The following is an 18505-nucleotide window of genomic DNA, read 5'->3' on the forward strand; positions in this document are numbered from 1 at the left end:
GTTATCATTAGTAAGTAAAATATATTAACGTTGGAAGGACTAAATATGAATTTATTAAGCATAGAGAACATATCAAAGAGCTACAGTGAAAAAATCTTATTTGATAACTTAAACCTTGGAATAGACGAGGGTGATAAAATAGGTGTAATTGGCGTAAACGGAACCGGAAAGTCAACATTACTAAAAATAATAGCAGGCCTTGAAACTCCTGATAAAGGAAATATTACAAAGATAAAATCTCTAATTATAGAATATTTACCTCAAATACCAAAGTTCTCTCCAGATGCTTCTGTACTTAACCAAGTTTTCAGAGGTGATTCAAAGTCCATTAAGCTACTTCGGGAATACGAAGCTGCTATGGCTGACATGAATACCCCTAGTGAAAAGTTAATGGAACTATCTGGGGAAATGGACTCACAAGGTCTTTGGAACCTTGAAAGTGAAGCAAAATCCATACTAACTCAACTTGGTGTAAATAATTTTACAGAAAAGATAGGAAACTTGTCTGGTGGTCAGAAAAAAAGGGTTGCCCTAGTTTCTGCACTATTAAATCCTTCTGATTTATTGATTTTAGATGAGCCTACTAATCATCTTGATAATGATACTATAGACTGGCTGGAACAATATCTAAATAAGAGAAAAGGCGCCTTACTCATGATAACCCATGACAGATATTTTTTAGATAGGGTTGCACATGAGATCGTTGAACTTGATAACGGTACACTTTACACTTATTCAGGAAATTACAGTAGCTTTTTAGAACAAAAATTGGAGAGAGAAGCTATACAAGAAGGTACTCAACAAAAGCAGAAGAGCCTTTTAAGAAATGAATTAGCTTGGATAAGACGTGGTGCCCAGGCCAGAAGTACGAAACAAAAAGCAAGAATTGACCGTTTTGATAAATTAAAAGAAGATGTAAATTCCGTTTCAAACGAAAAGGTTGAAATATCTCTTGCTGGAAGCCGTCTTGGAAAAAAAGTTATTGAAATTGAACATATTAGCAAAAGCTTTGGTCCTAGAACTCTAATTAAAGACTTTAGTTATATATTATCCAGGAAAGATAGAATTGGAATCGTAGGTCCAAACGGAAGCGGAAAATCTACACTTATAAATATCTTATGCAGAAAGCTTACGCCTGATAGCGGTGAAATTATTACAGGAGAAACCGTAAAAATCGGGCTATTTTCTCAAGATGTCAGGGGCATGAATGAAGATTTAAGAGTTATAGAATATATAAAAGAAGGGGCAGAAATACTAACTACTGCTGATGGTACTAAGGTTACTGCTTCACAAATGTTAGAAAAATTTTTATTTCCAAAAGATTTGCAATGGGATCCAATTTCTAAGCTTTCCGGAGGAGAAAAAAGGAGACTATTTTTGCTAAGAGTTCTAATGGAAGCTCCTAACGTTCTGCTACTAGATGAACCTACAAATGATTTAGACATTGCAACTCTCGCTATCTTAGAGGATTATATAGACCATTTTGCTGGTGCTGTAGTTTCAGTATCCCATGATAGATATTTTCTTGATAGAACTGTTGGAAAGATATTTTTATTTGAAGGAAACGGAAAAGTATCCTTCCACACTGGAAATTATTCAGATTTAAACTATGAACTTATGCACAAAGGGGATAAAGTAGCTAACAAACCTGTGGATAAAAATAAAGAAACTGATAATAAACCTAAAGAAAAAGCACTTAAATTTACCTTCAAAGAAAAAACGGAATATGATCAAATAGATTCAATAATTGCAAACCTTGAAGAAAAAATAGAAAAATTTCAAAAGCAAATAGATGGTGAAACCACTGATTATGTGGCGATTGAAAAGTATATGGATGAAAAATCAAAGGCTGAAAAAAAGCTTGAAAAAAAGATGGAACGTTGGGTTTATCTAAATGAACTTTCAGACAGAATTAAGAATCAGTAACAATCCTCAAAAGCAGTGAAAAGTTAAAACTGTCATAGTTGTTTAAAAAAGTTTATAAGCAAGTGGATTTGTTTTTTGCAAATCGGCTTGCCTTTTTAAGTGCATTTATAAACCACTATGTTAGACCAAATTATTATCTATATAAACTTTTAACTCATTTGCGCATTTAGTTTGATTCCTTCTAATACATAGTTTATTAGCTTTGTTACAAAAGTGTCATCAAGTTTTTCCCCAGTTATCAATAATCTATAGAATACCGGTCCCCAAATTAAATCTATAGTTAACTCTATATCCAGATCTTCTCTTAATTCTCTTCTTGAAATTCCACGTTCTAAAATTTGTTTTGAAATGCTTCGACGAGGCTTAAAATATGCTTTACGATATACATCCGCTAGTTTTGGATCAAACTGTCCTTCAGCTATTATTTCAGTGATTACATTTCCCTCTCTGCTCATTAGAAATTTTACAAAATTATTGACTTGAATGAACATATCATCAATAGTTGATCCTGTATTAGGTATTGGAAGTTTAACCTTAGTAGCGTTTAAGAAACCATCCATAACAACATCAGCTTTATTTGTCCACCATTTATAAATAGTAGCCTTGCTAACCTCAGCTCTTTCAGCAATCTTTTCAACAGTTACCGCTCCAAATCCATTTTCAATTAATAAGTCATATGAAGCAGTTAAAATATCTGTTTTTGTCTTTTCAGAACGAGGACGCCCTAATTTTTTATCCATTACGAATAACCTCCTTATATTATTGTAAATTTGAATACTATACGTACATTATACCTTAAAAGTTCACACTTTACTTATAGAACCTAAATAATATTAATTATAAAAAAATTAATATTATGCTTTACAATACTAAACGTTTAGTATATTATATAAATATAAACTAAACGTTTAGTATTTGTATTTAATAAATGAGGATTATAAAAGGAGTGGAAATTATGGAAAACTTAAATAATGATTTTGTAGAAAACAAACCTGTATTAAATAATTTATTAATTATGGTTATGGCCATAGCTTGTGGGCTCACTGTAGCAAATTTATATTATATACAACCCTTGCTAGGAGATATAGCTAAGACCTTTAATGTTAGTGAAATTAGTGTGGGCTATGCTGCAATGCTTACACAACTAGGATATGCGGTTGGAATGATATTTATATTACCTCTTGGAGACATAAAAGAAAGAAGAAATTTAATAACTGTGATGTTAGGATTTTCAATAGTCGCTCTTACAAGTATGTTTTTTTCGCATAATATATTTATGCTGATAATTTCTTCTTTTGCAGTTGGATTTACCTCAATCGTTCCTCAGCTTATTATCCCTTTGGCTGCTCAGTTATCAAACCCAAATGAGAGAGGTCGAATAATAGGAACAGTAATGAGTGGTTTATTAATCGGTATATTAGTATCACGTACATTTAGTGGTATTTTGGGTGGATACCTTGGATGGAGAATAGTATATATTATTGCAGCAATTATGATGATAATTCTTATGGTAGCTTTAAGAAAATTAATACCAATATGTAAACCCGTTTCTAGCATTAAATATATTGAGTTATTAAAATCAATGATTCAATTAATTAAAACCCAATCGGTTTTAAGAGAAGCGTCCATTAATGGAGCTATGATGTTTGCATCTTTCAGTGCATTTTGGACATCACTTATATTTTTACTTGAAAGCTCTCATTATAACATGGGCTCTCAGGCGGCTGGTTTATTCGGATTAGTTGGAATCAGCGGTGCTTTAGCTGCTCCATTGGTTGGAAAAATAGCTGATAAGAAGGGTCCTAGATTTATCACCAAAATAAGTATAATTTTAGTGATAATATCTTATATATTCTTCCTGTTATTTGGATTTAAAATATGGGGACTTATTTTAGGAGTTATATTACTTGATTTAGGAGTTCAATCCGGTAATGTTTCCAATCAAACCAGAGTACATTCTCTAAATGAAGAAATGCGTAACAGAATTAATACTGTATATATGGTAAGTTTTTTTCTAGGAGGAGCATTGGGGTCTTTTCTAGGGTCTTATAGTTACGCACACTTTGGATGGTATGGAGTTTGCATTTTTGGAATAACAACTCAAATTATAGCGGTAATTGTTCATAGAGCTGCAAAATAGTTTTCATAGAATATAAAAAACTACTCTAATTTTTGCACATTATTAGAGTAGTTTTTCGATTTTATCACTAGCTTGTCACTTGCTTGCTAGGTTGGAGCGTTTTGTTAGGGTTTCTTTCACTTTATTTATGTCATGAGCATTTGTGTTAGCCATTTTAAAATAGCATAGTGCTGATGGAACTAAAAATACTTGGAATATTATCAGCGTTATAATGTAATTATTAGGTTCAACTTTAAATATTGAAACAAGTGCTAATATATAGCCTACACCAACATTTCCAATTGTTCTTCCTAAACTATTTGCAAGATTTGCTATACTAAACGCCGCACCTCTGTGCTCAGGAAGATTTACATCTGTTATGAGCGCAAGCCAGTTTGGAGTATTAGAAGATTGGGCTGCACTAGCTAAAAGTGCTAATATAAATATTGCTATCATCCATGGATTTATAAATATTTGTTTTATAATGCTTAAAAGTATAGCGTAAGTACTGCTATTATCCAGTGAAAGTTTATTCATGGGTATAGCAAACATTGCAATGTACAAAGGCATAGTTATAAATACAAAAAATGAAGTTATTAACGCTCTCCCCTTGTAGCTTTTTCTTTGAACTAAGTCTCCTAGATATCCAAAAAAAGCTGAACTTAACCCTCCTAGTTGCAAGACAGCATAGAGGTATCCCGCTGCTATGATTGCAGTTTTATTGTCATATCCCTGACTTTGAATTTTTGAAATATATAGAGTTGGAAGCCAAATAAGACTTCCAGTTGTAATATTCATAAAAAAGCCTTGAAGTAAAAGCAGCATATTGCTCCTCTTTGCTATTATCCCCTTAACCTCACTGAGGTGTATATTATAACTGTATTCACTGCCTTGTTTTATAAGATTTTGAAGTTCTGGATCTGATGCACCTAATGTTGGTTCTTTTATGAATATATATAAAAATATTAATAACAGACCTATGATACTTACAATTTCAAAGGGTTTTCTCCAACTAACTGTAGCACCAATAAGTGAAGCCATTAATGCTCCTAATATCCCACCAAGACCTTGGGACATTCCCCAAAGACTTAGAATCATCCCACGATATTTATAGGGTATAAAGTCCGTAAGTACACTAAATCCAATGGAAGCTATGCACCCTAGTCCGATCCCTGTACAAATTTGGGATATTAAAAGTTCTAAATAATTATTACTTCTTGAGGTGAAAAATACTGATACTGACCAGATAATTGTACCAAACATAATAAGTCTTTTTCTGTTGTATTTTCCTGCTGCATACCCCCATAAAATGGAGGAAACTGCTGTAACCAAGATATTTATTGCAGATACAATACCCAGCGCTGCTATTGGTACTTTTAAATCCTTTGCAATAGACGAAAATAATGGAGGAAATAATCCAATTATAATATTATCAAAGGCTGCTAATGCCACAAAAACAAATATAGTATATATACTTCTCATATTGTTTTTTTTCATAGATAAAAAAATCACTCCTCAACTGCTTTCATGCATCTTAAAAAGAATAGCCACTATACTTATTCTCTCTTTATAATGCCTTTCCTCTATTTAAGAAATTATGTTGTTAGTCTATTTTATTATCTCCAAAAAACATTAAATTTAGATTAAATTTAATTTAACATTTAAAATATTTATCTATACGAAGTTTTTAAAGCTTCCTTTAAAATTTTCAGATTTTTTTTGTAGGGAGTTACAGGACAAATCTTTTTATTTTTTACATCAAATAGGTTATATACTGCAATTCTTGCTGCACGTACGGAATATTCTTCTGTGAATACCATATCTTCTGGAATTTCAACAAACTGACTAATCATAGCAAAGTTTGTTGATCCATTTGGTACAACCTTTGGACGATTCGAGATTTTTCTAGGCTGAAATTGTGCATCTATATAAGGCATCATGCACGGAATAACATTAATTACTGTATCCATAATATCTTCTAACTGCTGCTCAAGGTGCAAGTGATGTATAAGTTCCGTTAGTAGTTCCTTTCCAGTACAATTTAACATTGGTTTTTTTACATAATCACCAATTTTACCTGTATATAATCCATAACCCCAGAAAATAGTTGTATCAATTGGCTGGTTTTTAAAATGAGGTTGAGCTGAAACAACTATGCTCATTAACCAATTTGAATCCTTAAATGTTACTAATGCTCCACTTCCCGGGATATTAGTAGAGAACTTTTCAATAAGTTTAAGGAATTTATTGCCCTTGCAAGTAACAGTAAAACTCTCCCAATTAGTTTCATCTGGATGTGAAAAAAATGGTTCTGGATTTCCAAGACCGGATTTTTTTTTGCTTATTTTAGACCATAACTCACCAGATATTGGATTTTCCGGTTTGTATTCTGCTGGGGTATTCATATCCCCCACTGTTGCACAATCGGTCATACATCCATTTGTCATAATACAAACGTCCCCAGGATTTAATTTGATCACACTTTTACCTTGTTCATCTTCTATGTTTATTCCATTTACAGTAATTCCATCACCATCATTAAAATCTAAATCGGTTACAGTAGCATTTATACTGAAATCAACTCCAAAACCATCTAAGTAAGCCTTTATTGGAAGGATAACAGATTCATATTGATTGTAAGGAGTACGAGAAACCCCTTCTAGAGTTTCAATTCTAGAAAATTCAAAAATCATACGTTCCATGTAGCGCTTAAACTCAAAAACACTAGACCATTTTTGAAAAGCAAAGGTTGTTTGCCACATATACCAAAAATTGGTTTCAAATAGATGTGGCGTATTCCTGAACCATTGTTCAATAGTTATTCCATCTAATTTTTCCTCTGGTGTAATTATTAATTTACCAAAAGCCATACGATCAGCATTATTAAAACCCATACTGGTTACATCTTGAATTACTCCATCTCTATCAACTAAGCGAGCTTGTGCATGGGTTGGATGTAGATGATCAAAATTAAGAATTTCCTCTGTAACACTTTTGCCTGGCATATCTAAAGAGGGTATACTGGAGAATAGCTCCCAAAAGTTCTCATAGGTTTCTTCATTTAGCATTCTACCACCACGGCAGATAAAACCGTTTACTTCATCTCCAGCACCATCATTGCTACCTCCAATAATTTTCATCCCTTCTATGATGTGAATGTTTTCTCCTTTAAAACTACAATCACGTACAAGATAAGCTGCTCCAGCTAAAGAGGCTAGACCTCCACCAACAAAATATACTTGTTTGTTATCGTTATCCGTATCTTCTGGTAATTTTAATTGAGCTTTGAATTTATTTTTAAGCTTATTTTCAGTAATAGCTTTTATTGCAGCCGCACCAGCTATTGAACCTATAGTTATTAATATTTTGGTTTTACTTGAGTTCCATTTTTTACTCATATTTCTTTCCCCCTTTTTCCTTTTAATATTCTTTATTATGTTGCTTATTATACTCCAATACGGCTAAATTGTATTTATACAATACCCCAGTTTTGTATAGTTTTAAGAAAAGTGATAATAGCAGTTTCAACTTGTAGTTTAAGTAGTAGATTTCACCTATAACTCCTGCAGGCCTTGTCACTTATATTTCTTGCACTTAACTCTTTCCCGAAATTAGCACTATATAACATAATATTATAATTACATATGCTTTTTTTATGTTGGAAATAACTAGATGACATTTTTACAGATTGCACTGTTTTCATCTTCATTATGGATTCAACTCTGCTAAAGCTACCACCACAAATATAAAGGAGATTTTCATCCATACCTAAAAATGTATTTTTAAATTCTAAACATCCCATAATAAATAATAAAACAAACATGATAATACAAAATACCAATAATATTTTTATCTTTATGAAAAAACATATTGTAGTAACTACAAGGCCAAATATAACTTTTTTATAAAAAAAGCCAAAATGTGAGTTCTTATGTGGCTGATTTTTCTCTCCATTATACTGAAACTCTTTAAATAATTTCGCCACAATTTCATCTTTAGTATTTTTATTGCAAATGGGATATAATATGGATTTCTCTCCTTTTTCATTTCCATAACCTATACTTTCAACTTCCAAGGTGAAAAATCCAAAACACTGCATTAACAATGTTTGCTTTATATAGATGCCTTTAATCTTCTTTCTAGTAAAGCTATAATTTTTTGTACTTAAAGCACCATAACTTAGATCAATTTTTGTTTGCTCTGCTAGCATTTTAAAATCATAATATTTTAAAACATTATATCCTAGAGACAAACAAATGCTTATAAATAATACTACTAAAAATATTATTCCCACAAAATATATTTTATAATATTCATTTCCACTCTCAAAACTTTTAGTATAACTAGAAGCATCTATGTTTATAACTTTTTTTAAATATTGATTAAAAAAATTATACGCTACAAACAACAATGCCAAACCTTTTAATGCTGAATCCGAAATTATTGAGTATATAAAAAGATCTTTTTTACCAATAGTGTAGTTATCATCTTCTTTAAAATATTCTTTTTTTTCTAGGACTTCCAAGGATTCAGTGTTTATATTGTTTAGCAATTTATTTTTAATTTCCAATGCTCTCTCTTTATTTAGCATAATCTTTAATTCACTTTTTTCTCTTGCATATCCTGTATCGATTTTAACTGTGGTTACTCTAAAAATCCGCTGCAAAACATCCTGAGAAATATCCACAGTATTAATTCTTTCAAAAGGAATATCTGTCTTTTTAATATTTAAAACACCTTCTTGGTGATAAATTGAATTTTCTTTCATTATGAAAATATTCTTCCACCAAGTGATGATTTCAACCGCAACAAGTGCTACCAATAGTACTATAACTAATATTATTGATAATATTACACCTATTTTTTTTACCAATACCACAGATAAAACAAGTAGACCTGCGAATTCTTTTATTAATTTCCCCAGACTATAAACCATCTTTAAGCAATGGTTTCTTTCCACCTTATTCATCTTTTTCACCTGTTTCTACTATATTTTTCAGGTTATCTGTAATCCGGTCTGCTTCAATGCTAGTTATGGCTGGTATTTCATGATGCCCACCTGCCGTTACGATTTTTATTGTTACTATGCCAAATATTCTTTGTATAGGACCTTGCTCAATTTTTATATTCTGCACTCTAGATATAGGAATGATTAGTTTCTTTTTAATTATTACTCCCTGAATCGTTTCAACCTTATCTTCAAATATCCCGTATCGCCAAAACTTATACTCCCAAAATGGAAATATAAATGTTTTTATAACTGCATTAGCAATTATTATTACGGTTAATAATGTTGTTATGTATTTTAATCCTGTTAAGTGTGGAAACTTGGGTAATAAAAACAAATAAACCCCAACACAATATATAGATACCACTATGCCCCACATTATAAATCTTCCTATAAGCCATGCTTTTACGGCATTTTTATTTATTCTGTTATAATTATTATCTTTCATAATACCCCCAATTAGAACCAGTTTCTAGTTACATTTTAACATAAAATAGAAAACATACTAACAAAAGAATCATATTCTCATGTTAGTATGTTAAAGTGGAAATTTCTATTTAATTTATTATTTCAAGATTTACGCCGCTTTATTAAGCTTATGTGATTTAATTTTTTTTGCTTTTATTACCCGTAAAAGCGTGTATGAGCCAAATACAGCCGTATAAATAATTAATTTCATCCAGTCCAATTCCTTTTTATTTAACAACATAAGTATAATATGTATGTAAGCTAAAAAATAGAAACCATATGCCCACCTTTGTAGCTGTTTCCACTTTAACCCACTCATTTTACTTCTAAATTTGTTTAATGATGTTAGAAATAATGGAATTAATATGATAAACGCTATTATTCCCACCACTAAATAACCTAAGTAAAGTATTGGTATTTCTCTCTGCCTAATTATATTGGGTAGCTTCAATAAAATAAACCGTGCCAAATATATAATCCCGTGTGGCAATATAAAAATGGAACCTAAAATTGCAAGTTGTGCTCTAATACTTAATAATTTTTTTGTTATACCCCACTTGCTACCTAATGCACCTGCAAACATTACTAGGATAAAAAATGATATAGAAATATTTCCTTGAATTGATGCTTTTTCTAGATTAGAGATAAAACCATGAAGCTCTACATTAGAAATGATCCTTAGTATTTCGTAAAAACTTGTTAATATTGCTAAAAGTGCGGCTAAGGAATAATAAACTCTATATTGTTTCTTAATACTAGACGTTAAACTAAAAGCTAAAACAGTTACTATGATCAATGAATAAATTAAAATTATATTCGCCTCCTCTATTAACGGGTGTTGGTAATGAATATCATTATCATTATATATTGAACATAACTGTAATGTCAACAAATACATTGGAATTTATTTGTTGACTCTTAACTTATAGAACTACCGTCCTCCTGAAAATTATTAACAATTTTCCTTAGTAATTTAAACAATTCTTGTTTTTCTTCGTCAGTATCCAGTGCATTTAACATCCGTCCATAAATGGTTTTTTCGAAATCCAAATGCTCTTTTTGAGCAAGCTGCCCCTCTTCTGTAAGCTGAAGACCGTAAGATCTTCTATCCCTTTTACTTATTACCCTATTAATATAATTACGCTTTTCAAGCCTATCAACAGCGTTGGTTAAAGTACTTTTAGGTATATCTATAAATGCACAAATTTCTCTTAGAATAACATCTGGCTTCTCAGATACAATACTGATTATACTAATTTCAATAGTTGTTAATCCATTAATTCTTGAATATTTTTTTTCTACTTTTCTAAAATTAGATTTTTTTATCATAACGTGCCACAGGTCACTAAATTCTTGAATTTGTTCATTCTTTTTTTTATCCACTGTCATGGTGGCACCTCCATATTTTGTTGCCTTTTAAGATTATTTTAACATATTATTTGTTCATAACCATATCGTTTTTTTATTTTGCCTATATTTTGCTTAAATTTCGTAGCGATATTAGTACAAGTTTACAGATCTTTCGTTTTCACTAATTCCACATATTTTATTTTACTTAAATTATTAGGTTTTCGTATTTTATCAAATCATAAGCAAATATTTTATAAATGTAGTGAATTAGTTCTTTAAAATGTAATTAATTGTAATATAATTAAACTTATAGAAAAAGGAGTAGCTGTTAAGCCACTCCTTTCAGTTATCACATTTTCGCTAACAGTTCAGTCTTCTTTGCATTGAATTCATCTTCTGTTAAAATTCCATTTTGTTTTAGTTCTGCAAGTTTTTTTATTTGTTGTGGTATATCTGTAGCATCATTAGATGTATTATTAAGATTTGTAGAGTCTTTTATCTTCAAATTTTCTTTAGCTGCATTTACTGCATCAACAAAAGGCTTTATAGTTTTCTTTGTAATATTGTCAATTTTCATCTTAGAAGCTCCATCCCATATTTCTACACTCCCTAATATTAAACCTTGTTTTTGCCCTATGGAATTTATTTTTTCTAAAGGTATCTCCTGTTGTTTGAGCCCATATAATAAACCTTTATCTAAAAATATTATTCTTTTATTTGTACATACTATTAACCATGTAGTTCCATCTAAAAGGCCAGAAGTCATATATTTTATTTTTTCATCTTCATGTAAAACCTGTGGCAAGAATTTAATTTCTTTTTTAGTACCAAATGTATCTGTGACATTAGTATCCTTCATTTGATTCTTAATTTCCTCTATTGTTGGCATTGTTTTTACCCCCTATCATTTTATAGCTATATTGTAACAGAATGTTTATATACTGGCAATATATGAACATATGTATGATTATTTGTCAAAGGTACAGATATGAGGTAATACTATGAAAATTTTTATTGTCAATAAAGCTCATTTTGCCTTGAATATTATTTCTTCTAGAATCAGTATAGCTATTAAATACAGCTCCAGTTTTTTCTATTTTCTTTTTAAATTGATCTTTGCAAAAATAGACTACATTTTCTCCTTCTTTAATTAGCGCATACACAAGCCCTAATGTTGGATTACATTCAATCATTTATTAACCTGAGCTGTGGTTATAAATGAACTATAATTCACCCTATTAAATGAAATCACACTAAATCCACATTTAATAAATAATTTATTGATTTCTGATTGTGAATATATTCTAAAGTCCCCTTTTTTGCTATATCTAAGTAACAAATTCATTAATTGCCTAATTGGTGACATAGCCCAGGGATCTCCTATAATTAAGTGTCCCTTAGGCAATAGAACTCTTGCCATTTCAATTAATACTTTTTCAGGATTTGGATAATGATGAAATGAGTCCGTACAAATAACAGCATCGAAAGTATTGTCCTCCCATGGTAACTTTTCTGAATCACCAATTTTTAATTCTACCTTGTCATTTAATGTTTTTTTTGCTATATTTATCATATTTTCTGACAAGTCTACACCAGCAAGATTAATTTTATCGTTATTAGAAAGCTCAGAAAGTATTGTACCTGTTCCACAACCTACATCTAAAACTTTTAAGCAATTAAGCATTTTCACATTTTCTATTACGCTAGAGTATAATTTTTTAGCATGCTTACCATTACTACTTGTTTCATAAACTTTTGCCTCATTATCAAATGTCTGTTTGGATTTTTCTTTGTATACTTCATTACTACTCATATTTTTCTCCCTCCCTATTATCATACTGATTTTATATTGTCCCTTAATGGAACAATACTACTATGGTATTAATTTGTCAACCATTATTTGTATGCTTTACCATTGTCTTTTTGTATTTTAAAGTTGTATGTACTATAATCATGGAAGCAGTTGTCAGATTTCATTAACCTTTAAGGAATAAAGATCAAAAATGAAATTACTAATAATATAGGAAATTACTAATAAGGAGTGAATGTTTTGGATAAAAATAATACTCGTAATAAGAATAGTACAAATAATATTTTAATTAATTGGCATGATTTTAAGTTAAAGATAATAATTGAAGGAATGATTGTTGGATTTTTTACCGGACTATTAATAGTTTTTTATAGATATTTATTGAATATAGCACTAACTTTTACAAAACATATGTATTCACTTCAATTAAAAAATCATTGGCTTATACCTGTATGGTTTGTTGTTTTAATTGCCGGTGGCTGGATTGTAGGAACGATTTCGAAAAAAAATCCTATGGTGTCAGGTAGTGGAATACCTCAAGTTGAAGGAGTATTATCAAGAAAGCTCAGCATGAGTTGGTGGCGAGTTGTATTGTTTAAGTTTGTGGGTGGGGTTATATCTATTGGCGCTGGCTTGTCTTTAGGCCGCGAAGGTCCATCAGTACAGATGGGTGCAGCTGTAGGTCAAGGTTTTAGCCGGATTTTTAAAAGGCTTAAAATAGAAGAAAATTTTTTAATAACTTCGGGAGCAAGTGCTGGGCTTTCTGCGGCATTTAATGCTCCATTTGCAGGGGTTATTTTTGCGCTTGAAGAAATGCATAAAAATTTTTCACCTACCATTATGACCTCAGCACTGGCAGCTTCATTAACTGCGGATTTTGTATCCAAAGAATTTTTTAGTATGAAACCCATGTTTGATTTTAAACAAATAATTGCCATTCCTCTTAATAATTATGCTTATATAATTGTACTTGGAATTATATTAGGACTGCTTGGAGTAGTTTTTAATAAGGCAATATTTAAATCTCAGGATATTTATGGAAAACTAAAAAATATTCCTGCTGAGTTCAAACCTATAATTGCATTTTTAGTAGCAGGAGTACTAGGCATCTTTATGCCTGAAGTATTAGGAGGTGGCGAGAATATAATAAGTTTTCTTGTAACCACCCCTTTATCTTTAAAGGTATTATTACTGATTTTGATTGTAAAATTTTTATTTACAATGATAAGTTACGGTAGTTCAGCACCAGGAGGGATATTCTTGCCTCTTTTAGTTGTTGGCGCATTGATCGGTGTAATATATGGTAATGTTATGCATGATATATTTGGCTTTAACCTAATTTATATTCCTAATCTTGTTATCCTTGGTATGGCAGGATATTTTGCAGCTATAGTTAAAGCACCTATTACCGGTTGTATACTTATAACTGAAATGACAGGCTCATTTTCACATTTGCTTTCAGTTGGACTAGTTTGCTTGATCGCTTATATGGTAGTAGATGTTTTAAATTCAAAACCTATTTATGAAGTATTACTAGAACGATTTTTACTTAAAGGCACTAATAAATTCAAAGGTAAAAAAGATACAAAAGTAATCATGGAAACTTCAATTTTTATGGGTTCAAAGCTTGATGGTAAAATGGTTAAGGAAATGAAATGGCCCACTGGTTGTTTGGTAGTTGCTATAAAAAGAGGAGAAATGGAAATTATTCCTACAGGCACTACAAAAATAATGGCTGGAGATTACCTTGTGGTTTTATCTAATGAAGATAATGCTTCATTGATAAAAGAAAGTCTATCGCGAGCGGGAGAGTTTGTTCAGTGACAAGTTACAAGTCAAGGCGATTTTGCATTGCATTATTGTCATTTATCCCTGGTTATTACTACCTTTTGATATTACTCATCTAATTTATCCTAGCAAAAGTTACCACTGCTGAATATCCGTCTGTAACAACTGTTGAGACATTTCCAGCGCTTCCATTCTGAAATTGGTATATGGAATTTGGGACGGTAACATTAATTATGGCTGTTCCAAAAACTACTGTATCACTACCATTTGCTATAGCTGATGATGAAACAGCTTTAGACACTAACCCAATACTTGGAGATGTTTCTTTTAAGTTAACAATAATCTTCATTGCAGCTCCAGAACTATTTGATATTGCTACCCACCAATTTACTAGATATTGTCCCGCTGAAGCTATAGTGAAATTACCTGTGGCTGACGCGTAGGATACACCACTTGATAAATCTGTAATATTTAGCAATATAGCATTCCCTGTAGTTATTGGCGCTGAATTCGTGTCATGAACCATAGCATAGGCATTAAATGATGTTCCATTTAAACTAAATCCAGTATCTTGCCAATATGAATTTTCTAGTGGATACACAGGCGCAGGAGTAATTGCCGTATTATAACCAACTATAAAACTTGCAGGTATCGTTGCCGTGGTCCAACCAGCAGCCCAAGTTTGATTTGCTATACTGTTATTAGAAGCATATACAACAGTGCTTCCAGTTGAACTAGAATCTACTGCTATTAGACCTTTACCAGCTGTATTTTGAACTGAATTTCCGCTTACTTCTATAAAACTAAATATTGAATTATCAACATTATATAAAAGTACAGGTGCATTGCTTTCACTAATAGTTATATTATTATCTATAAACAGTTGGAAATTAGAACCTACAAATTCTTCCATAAGTAACAGCTGTTTTAATGCAAAAGAAGTCTATCTCCATTATTTGCAGCTAATAACGCTGCGTCAATGGTTAAATAAGTTTGCCCTGTACCAACAAGTAACGTGGCTCCTGTAGGTGGTGGGACTACTCTAACACTTGGTGGTATTGGTGAAGCTATTTTTACGTATACCTCTCCAGTTGTGGTGTCAATATAAATGTCACCAATATTCCCTATTGCTAAGGTTGGTGCACCACTTCCTGATAAAACGGATGAACCATTTGTTCCTGCAGCCCCTCTAACACCTTGAGGTCCTTGATATCCTTGATACCCCTGATATCCTCTTGGTCCACGAGGTCCTTCCTGTCCTTCAGGTCCTAGCTGCAATGCTTTCCAACGTACTCCTGTATCTCGATATAAAATACCATAATTAGTATCTAAAAAAAGTCTTCCTTTTATCTCAGCTGGTGGTCTTTCATTAGTCGTTCCTTCCTGAATAGAAGGCGATCCTCCTGCATTAATTACAAATGTTGGGTCATTTTTATTGTTATCACTCTTAATACCTTTTTGATTTGTGCCATCTCCTGAAGTGCGTTTATCAATCTCCATATCTTAACTCCATATTATAATTATTTTATTATAATATGTGAGTTAGCCACCTGATTTGTGTATAAATTAATTCGTTATCATTTGAGCATTAGGGTAAATTGTATCTAATAGAACAATGAAATTGTATTTATTGTTCTTACCTGTTTCACAAAAAAACAAAAACTCTTACCATGTTTCTAGGTAAGAGTTTTTTCATTATAATCATATATGAAATTGTGTTCCAAATTTTAATATAAAATTAGAATTTTATAACTTCTATAGGACCATAACCTTTATTTATTTTGAATTCACCTGCTTCGATGTAAAAAAGCTCAAATACAGGATTTGTTGCTGTTTTATATATATCTTGAACACCTTTAGAAATTTTAGAAAATACATCTGCCTTCTCTGCTGCATCTGTAATAAACACAGCTTTCCCTGACAGCCTAACATTATAGCCTTCACTTACTCCTGCGAATGCTACTTGTGGGTTTGCTTTGATTTGCTTATATACTTCTTTTATATTTCCCGTTCCAAAATAGAATTTATTTCCTTCTGAATATTGAAACTGCCAACCTCTAATCTCAAGTTGTTCACCATTTGTTGTTGCAAAATAACCAATTGTACCTGGCTTAAAAATCTCTTTAACTTCTTCTAAATTCATAAACTCGCCTCCAAAATGTATTTTGATATCAAAGTAATTATAATTGAAAAATACTTTGATGTCAAAGTGTTTTTCAAAAAAATATAGATAATATTAAAAATTATCATATATTCTTTCTAGAGTTTTGAGAAATGCTTCCTTCTCTTTTTCAGTAATCCCCCTATATTCTTTTTCATATAGCTTTTCTGAAATTTTCACAAAATTCGGCTCTAACTCCTTTCCTTTTTCAGTAAGGTAAGTAATGGTAGACCTATTATCCACTGGGTCTTTTTTAAATGAAACATAGCCCAGCTTTGTTAATTTACATATTAAAGCGGTTACCGTAGACCTATCTTTATTGATATGATTTGAAATTTCCGTCATTGTGCATTCCCCGTACTTAAATAACGCTGCTAAAATATCTCCATGAGATGGTGCTATATCTGTGACCCCTATGTCCTTTAACTCTTTCAATAAAAAATCATTTGCTCGTTTTCTAATTCTTCCGATTGTCTTAATACTATTATCAATTTTCATACCTCGATTATACTTTGATATAAAAGTATTGTCAATGGCAGTTATCACTTGCCTATGCTCTTCTATGAAGTGATTATTTCATGAATTAATACTGGTTTTTGGGCATGGTCACTAATAGTAATATTTTCATATATTTTAGCTATTACCTCATTTACATCTTCTCTATTTGAATAAATAGTTACAAGGGTATCACCCTTTTCTACCTTGTACCCTACTTTTTTACGTAACATAAGTCCCACTGCTAAATCAATTTTATCATCTTTTGTAGCCCGTCCTGCTCCTAAAATCATTGCTGCAATACCTATCTCATCAGCTACAATGTTTGAAACAAAACCGCCCTTTAAGGCTGGAACATCAATTTTATATTTTGCTTGTGGTAATTTTTCTGGATTATCTACGATTGATGAATCTCCACCTTGGTTTTTAAGAAATACTTTGAATTTATCTAGAGCTTTACCATTTTTTATTACTTGGACAAGCATTTTTCTTGCTTCTTCTAATGTTTTTGCTTTTTTAGCTAGCACAACCATTTGACTTCCAAGAGTTAGAACAAGTTCTGTTAAGTCTTCTGGTCCTTCTCCTTTTAATGTATCAATGGCTTCTTTTACCTCTAGTGCATTTCCAATGGCAAAACCTAGTGGCTGTGACATATCAGAAATTATGGCCATAGTGTTTCTACCTACATCATTACCTATCTTAACCATAGCATGTGCTAATTTTTCTGCATCTTTATCTGTTTTCATAAAAGCTCCGACACCTGTTTTAACATCTAGTACTATGGCATTAGCCCCTGCTGCAATTTTTTTGCTCATAATAGAACTGGCAATTAATGGTATCGATTCTACAGTTCCAGTTACATCACGAAGAGCATACAATTTTTTGTCTGCAGGCGTTAAATTTCCCGTTTGCCCAATAACAGCAACTTTATCGCGATTAACTAAATCTATAAATTCACTTTTTGTAATTTCTACATGGAAACCAGGAACTGATTCTAATTTATCAATAGTTCCACCTGTATGTCCAAGACCTCTTCCAGACATTTTAGCCACGGGTATATCAAGTGCAGCAACAAGAGGTGCTAATACAAGTGTAGTTGTATCTCCAACTCCACCAGTTGAATGTTTATCAACTTTTATGCCATGAATTGCTGACAAATCAATAGTTTCGCCAGAGTTCACCATTGCCATAGTAAGATCAGCTCTTTCACGATTATTCATGTCTTGAAAAAAAATCGCCATTGCTAGTGCACTTGCTTGATAATCAGGAATTATTCCTTTAGTGTAACCTTCTATAAAAAAGTTAATTTCTTCTGTAGTTAACTCTTTACCATCACGTTTTTTTGAAATTACATCTACCATTCTCATAATTTATCACCTC

18 protein-coding genes are annotated in these 18505 nt (G+C 31.6%); 3 read left to right on the forward strand and 15 right to left on the reverse strand.

Annotation, left to right across the window (positions count from 1 at the left end; translation table 11 throughout):
* The first annotated feature begins 45 nt into the window (after positions 1-45).
* Positions 46-1926: an ABC-F family ATP-binding cassette domain-containing protein gene (locus BR66_RS0108820; RefSeq protein WP_026882599.1), complete on the forward strand. Its 1881-nt coding sequence runs from the start codon at positions 46-48 to the stop codon at positions 1924-1926.
* 149 nt (positions 1927-2075) lie between these two features.
* Here the strand turns inward: BR66_RS0108820 and BR66_RS0108825 are convergent, their stop codons facing one another.
* A complete protein-coding gene (locus tag BR66_RS0108825; RefSeq protein ID WP_026882600.1) occupies positions 2076-2666 on the reverse strand; it encodes a TetR/AcrR family transcriptional regulator in 591 nt (196 codons plus the stop codon).
* A 215-nt stretch (positions 2667-2881) separates the two neighbouring features.
* On the opposite strand from BR66_RS0108825, the gene BR66_RS0108830 reads away from it, so the two are divergent.
* On the forward strand, positions 2882-4066 hold the full coding sequence (locus BR66_RS0108830) for an MFS transporter (protein WP_026882601.1): 1185 nt from the start codon (positions 2882-2884) through the stop codon (positions 4064-4066).
* Positions 4067-4141: 75 nt separating this feature from the next.
* Here the strand turns inward: BR66_RS0108830 and BR66_RS0108835 are convergent, their stop codons facing one another.
* From BR66_RS0108835 to BR66_RS0108875, 9 genes are all read right to left on the reverse strand, one after another.
* Positions 4142-5542, reverse strand: coding sequence for an MFS transporter (locus tag BR66_RS0108835; RefSeq protein ID WP_026882602.1), 1401 nt, complete (start codon positions 5540-5542; stop codon positions 4142-4144).
* Positions 5543-5715: 173 nt separating this feature from the next.
* Positions 5716-7443, reverse strand: a complete 1728-nt coding sequence (locus BR66_RS0108840) for an oleate hydratase (protein ID WP_026882603.1) — start codon at positions 7441-7443, stop codon at positions 5716-5718.
* Between the two features lie 152 nt (positions 7444-7595).
* The gene (locus BR66_RS0108845; RefSeq protein WP_035795853.1) at positions 7596-9014 is read right to left on the reverse strand and encodes a PH domain-containing protein; all 1419 of its coding nucleotides are present in this window, start codon (positions 9012-9014) and stop codon (positions 7596-7598) included.
* The gene (locus BR66_RS0108850) at positions 9007-9501 is read right to left on the reverse strand and encodes a PH domain-containing protein (RefSeq protein ID WP_026882605.1); all 495 of its coding nucleotides are present in this window, start codon (positions 9499-9501) and stop codon (positions 9007-9009) included. The genes BR66_RS0108845 and BR66_RS0108850 overlap by 8 nt, the downstream gene beginning before the upstream one ends.
* A 129-nt stretch (positions 9502-9630) precedes the next feature.
* On the reverse strand, positions 9631-10335 hold the full coding sequence (locus BR66_RS0108855; protein WP_026882606.1) for a ferric reductase-like transmembrane domain-containing protein: 705 nt from the start codon (positions 10333-10335) through the stop codon (positions 9631-9633).
* A 104-nt stretch (positions 10336-10439) separates the two neighbouring features.
* Positions 10440-10910 carry a MarR family transcriptional regulator gene (locus BR66_RS0108860; RefSeq protein ID WP_156946265.1) on the reverse strand — a complete coding sequence of 157 codons (471 nt, stop codon included), beginning with the start codon at positions 10908-10910 and terminating at the stop codon, positions 10440-10442.
* A 310-nt stretch (positions 10911-11220) separates the two neighbouring features.
* Positions 11221-11760: a PH domain-containing protein gene (locus BR66_RS0108865; protein WP_026882608.1), complete on the reverse strand. Its 540-nt coding sequence runs from the start codon at positions 11758-11760 to the stop codon at positions 11221-11223.
* Positions 11761-11845: 85 nt separating this feature from the next.
* The gene (locus BR66_RS0108870) at positions 11846-12064 is read right to left on the reverse strand and encodes a hypothetical protein (protein ID WP_026882609.1); all 219 of its coding nucleotides are present in this window, start codon (positions 12062-12064) and stop codon (positions 11846-11848) included.
* On the reverse strand, positions 12061-12684 hold the full coding sequence (locus BR66_RS0108875; protein WP_026882610.1) for a class I SAM-dependent methyltransferase: 624 nt from the start codon (positions 12682-12684) through the stop codon (positions 12061-12063). Before BR66_RS0108875 ends, BR66_RS0108870 begins: the two co-directional genes overlap by 4 nt.
* A 237-nt stretch (positions 12685-12921) precedes the next feature.
* On the opposite strand from BR66_RS0108875, the gene clcA reads away from it, so the two are divergent.
* The gene (clcA, locus tag BR66_RS0108880; RefSeq protein ID WP_035795856.1) at positions 12922-14505 is read left to right on the forward strand and encodes a H(+)/Cl(-) exchange transporter ClcA; all 1584 of its coding nucleotides are present in this window, start codon (positions 12922-12924) and stop codon (positions 14503-14505) included.
* A gap of 79 nt (positions 14506-14584) precedes the next feature.
* Here clcA and BR66_RS24770 read toward each other — a convergent pair whose 3' ends face one another.
* From BR66_RS24770 to BR66_RS0108905, 5 genes are all read right to left on the reverse strand, one after another.
* Entirely contained in the window at positions 14585-15382 is a 798-nt protein-coding gene (locus BR66_RS24770; RefSeq protein WP_026882612.1) for a hypothetical protein, read from the reverse strand.
* 14 nt (positions 15383-15396) lie between these two features.
* Positions 15397-15969: a hypothetical protein gene (locus BR66_RS25665; protein WP_156946266.1), complete on the reverse strand. Its 573-nt coding sequence runs from the start codon at positions 15967-15969 to the stop codon at positions 15397-15399.
* A 238-nt stretch (positions 15970-16207) separates the two neighbouring features.
* On the reverse strand, positions 16208-16612 hold the full coding sequence (locus tag BR66_RS0108895; protein ID WP_051624158.1) for a pyridoxamine 5'-phosphate oxidase family protein: 405 nt from the start codon (positions 16610-16612) through the stop codon (positions 16208-16210).
* Positions 16613-16705: 93 nt separating this feature from the next.
* Positions 16706-17176, reverse strand: a complete 471-nt coding sequence (locus BR66_RS0108900) for a MarR family winged helix-turn-helix transcriptional regulator (RefSeq protein WP_242841134.1) — start codon at positions 17174-17176, stop codon at positions 16706-16708.
* 14 nt (positions 17177-17190) lie between these two features.
* Positions 17191-18492, reverse strand: a complete 1302-nt coding sequence (locus tag BR66_RS0108905; protein WP_026882615.1) for a pyrimidine-nucleoside phosphorylase — start codon at positions 18490-18492, stop codon at positions 17191-17193.
* Positions 18493-18505: the final 13 nt, after the last annotated feature.

The sequence above is a fragment of the Clostridium akagii DSM 12554 genome (genome assembly GCF_000686725.1).
GTDB lineage: Bacteria > Bacillota > Clostridia > Clostridiales > Clostridiaceae > Clostridium_I > Clostridium_I akagii.

What these genes read in the sequence shown, in the direction of transcription:
- BR66_RS0108825 (WP_026882600.1), bottom strand. Translation starts at nt 2,666, where the DNA reads ATGGATAAAAAATTAGGGCGTCCTCGTTCTGAAAAGACAAAAACAGAT.
- BR66_RS0108875 (WP_026882610.1), bottom strand. Translation starts at nt 12,684, where the DNA reads ATGAGTAGTAATGAAGTATACAAAGAAAAATCCAAACAGACATTTGAT.
- BR66_RS0108820 (WP_026882599.1), top strand. Translation starts at nt 46, where the DNA reads ATGAATTTATTAAGCATAGAGAACATATCAAAGAGCTACAGTGAAAAA.
- BR66_RS0108830 (WP_026882601.1), top strand. Translation starts at nt 2,882, where the DNA reads ATGGAAAACTTAAATAATGATTTTGTAGAAAACAAACCTGTATTAAAT.
- BR66_RS0108845 (WP_035795853.1), bottom strand. Translation starts at nt 9,014, where the DNA reads ATGAATAAGGTGGAAAGAAACCATTGCTTAAAGATGGTTTATAGTCTG.
- BR66_RS0108860 (WP_156946265.1), bottom strand. Translation starts at nt 10,910, where the DNA reads ATGACAGTGGATAAAAAAAAGAATGAACAAATTCAAGAATTTAGTGAC.
- BR66_RS25665 (WP_156946266.1), bottom strand. Translation starts at nt 15,969, where the DNA reads ATGGAGATTGATAAACGCACTTCAGGAGATGGCACAAATCAAAAAGGT.
- BR66_RS0108895 (WP_051624158.1), bottom strand. Translation starts at nt 16,612, where the DNA reads ATGAATTTAGAAGAAGTTAAAGAGATTTTTAAGCCAGGTACAATTGGT.
- BR66_RS0108840 (WP_026882603.1), bottom strand. Translation starts at nt 7,443, where the DNA reads ATGAGTAAAAAATGGAACTCAAGTAAAACCAAAATATTAATAACTATA.
- BR66_RS24770 (WP_026882612.1), bottom strand. Translation starts at nt 15,382, where the DNA reads ATGGAAGAATTTGTAGGTTCTAATTTCCAACTGTTTATAGATAATAAT.
- BR66_RS0108870 (WP_026882609.1), bottom strand. Translation starts at nt 12,064, where the DNA reads ATGATTGAATGTAATCCAACATTAGGGCTTGTGTATGCGCTAATTAAA.
- BR66_RS0108905 (WP_026882615.1), bottom strand. Translation starts at nt 18,492, where the DNA reads ATGAGAATGGTAGATGTAATTTCAAAAAAACGTGATGGTAAAGAGTTA.
- BR66_RS0108865 (WP_026882608.1), bottom strand. Translation starts at nt 11,760, where the DNA reads ATGCCAACAATAGAGGAAATTAAGAATCAAATGAAGGATACTAATGTC.
- BR66_RS0108850 (WP_026882605.1), bottom strand. Translation starts at nt 9,501, where the DNA reads ATGAAAGATAATAATTATAACAGAATAAATAAAAATGCCGTAAAAGCA.
- BR66_RS0108835 (WP_026882602.1), bottom strand. Translation starts at nt 5,542, where the DNA reads ATGAAAAAAAACAATATGAGAAGTATATATACTATATTTGTTTTTGTG.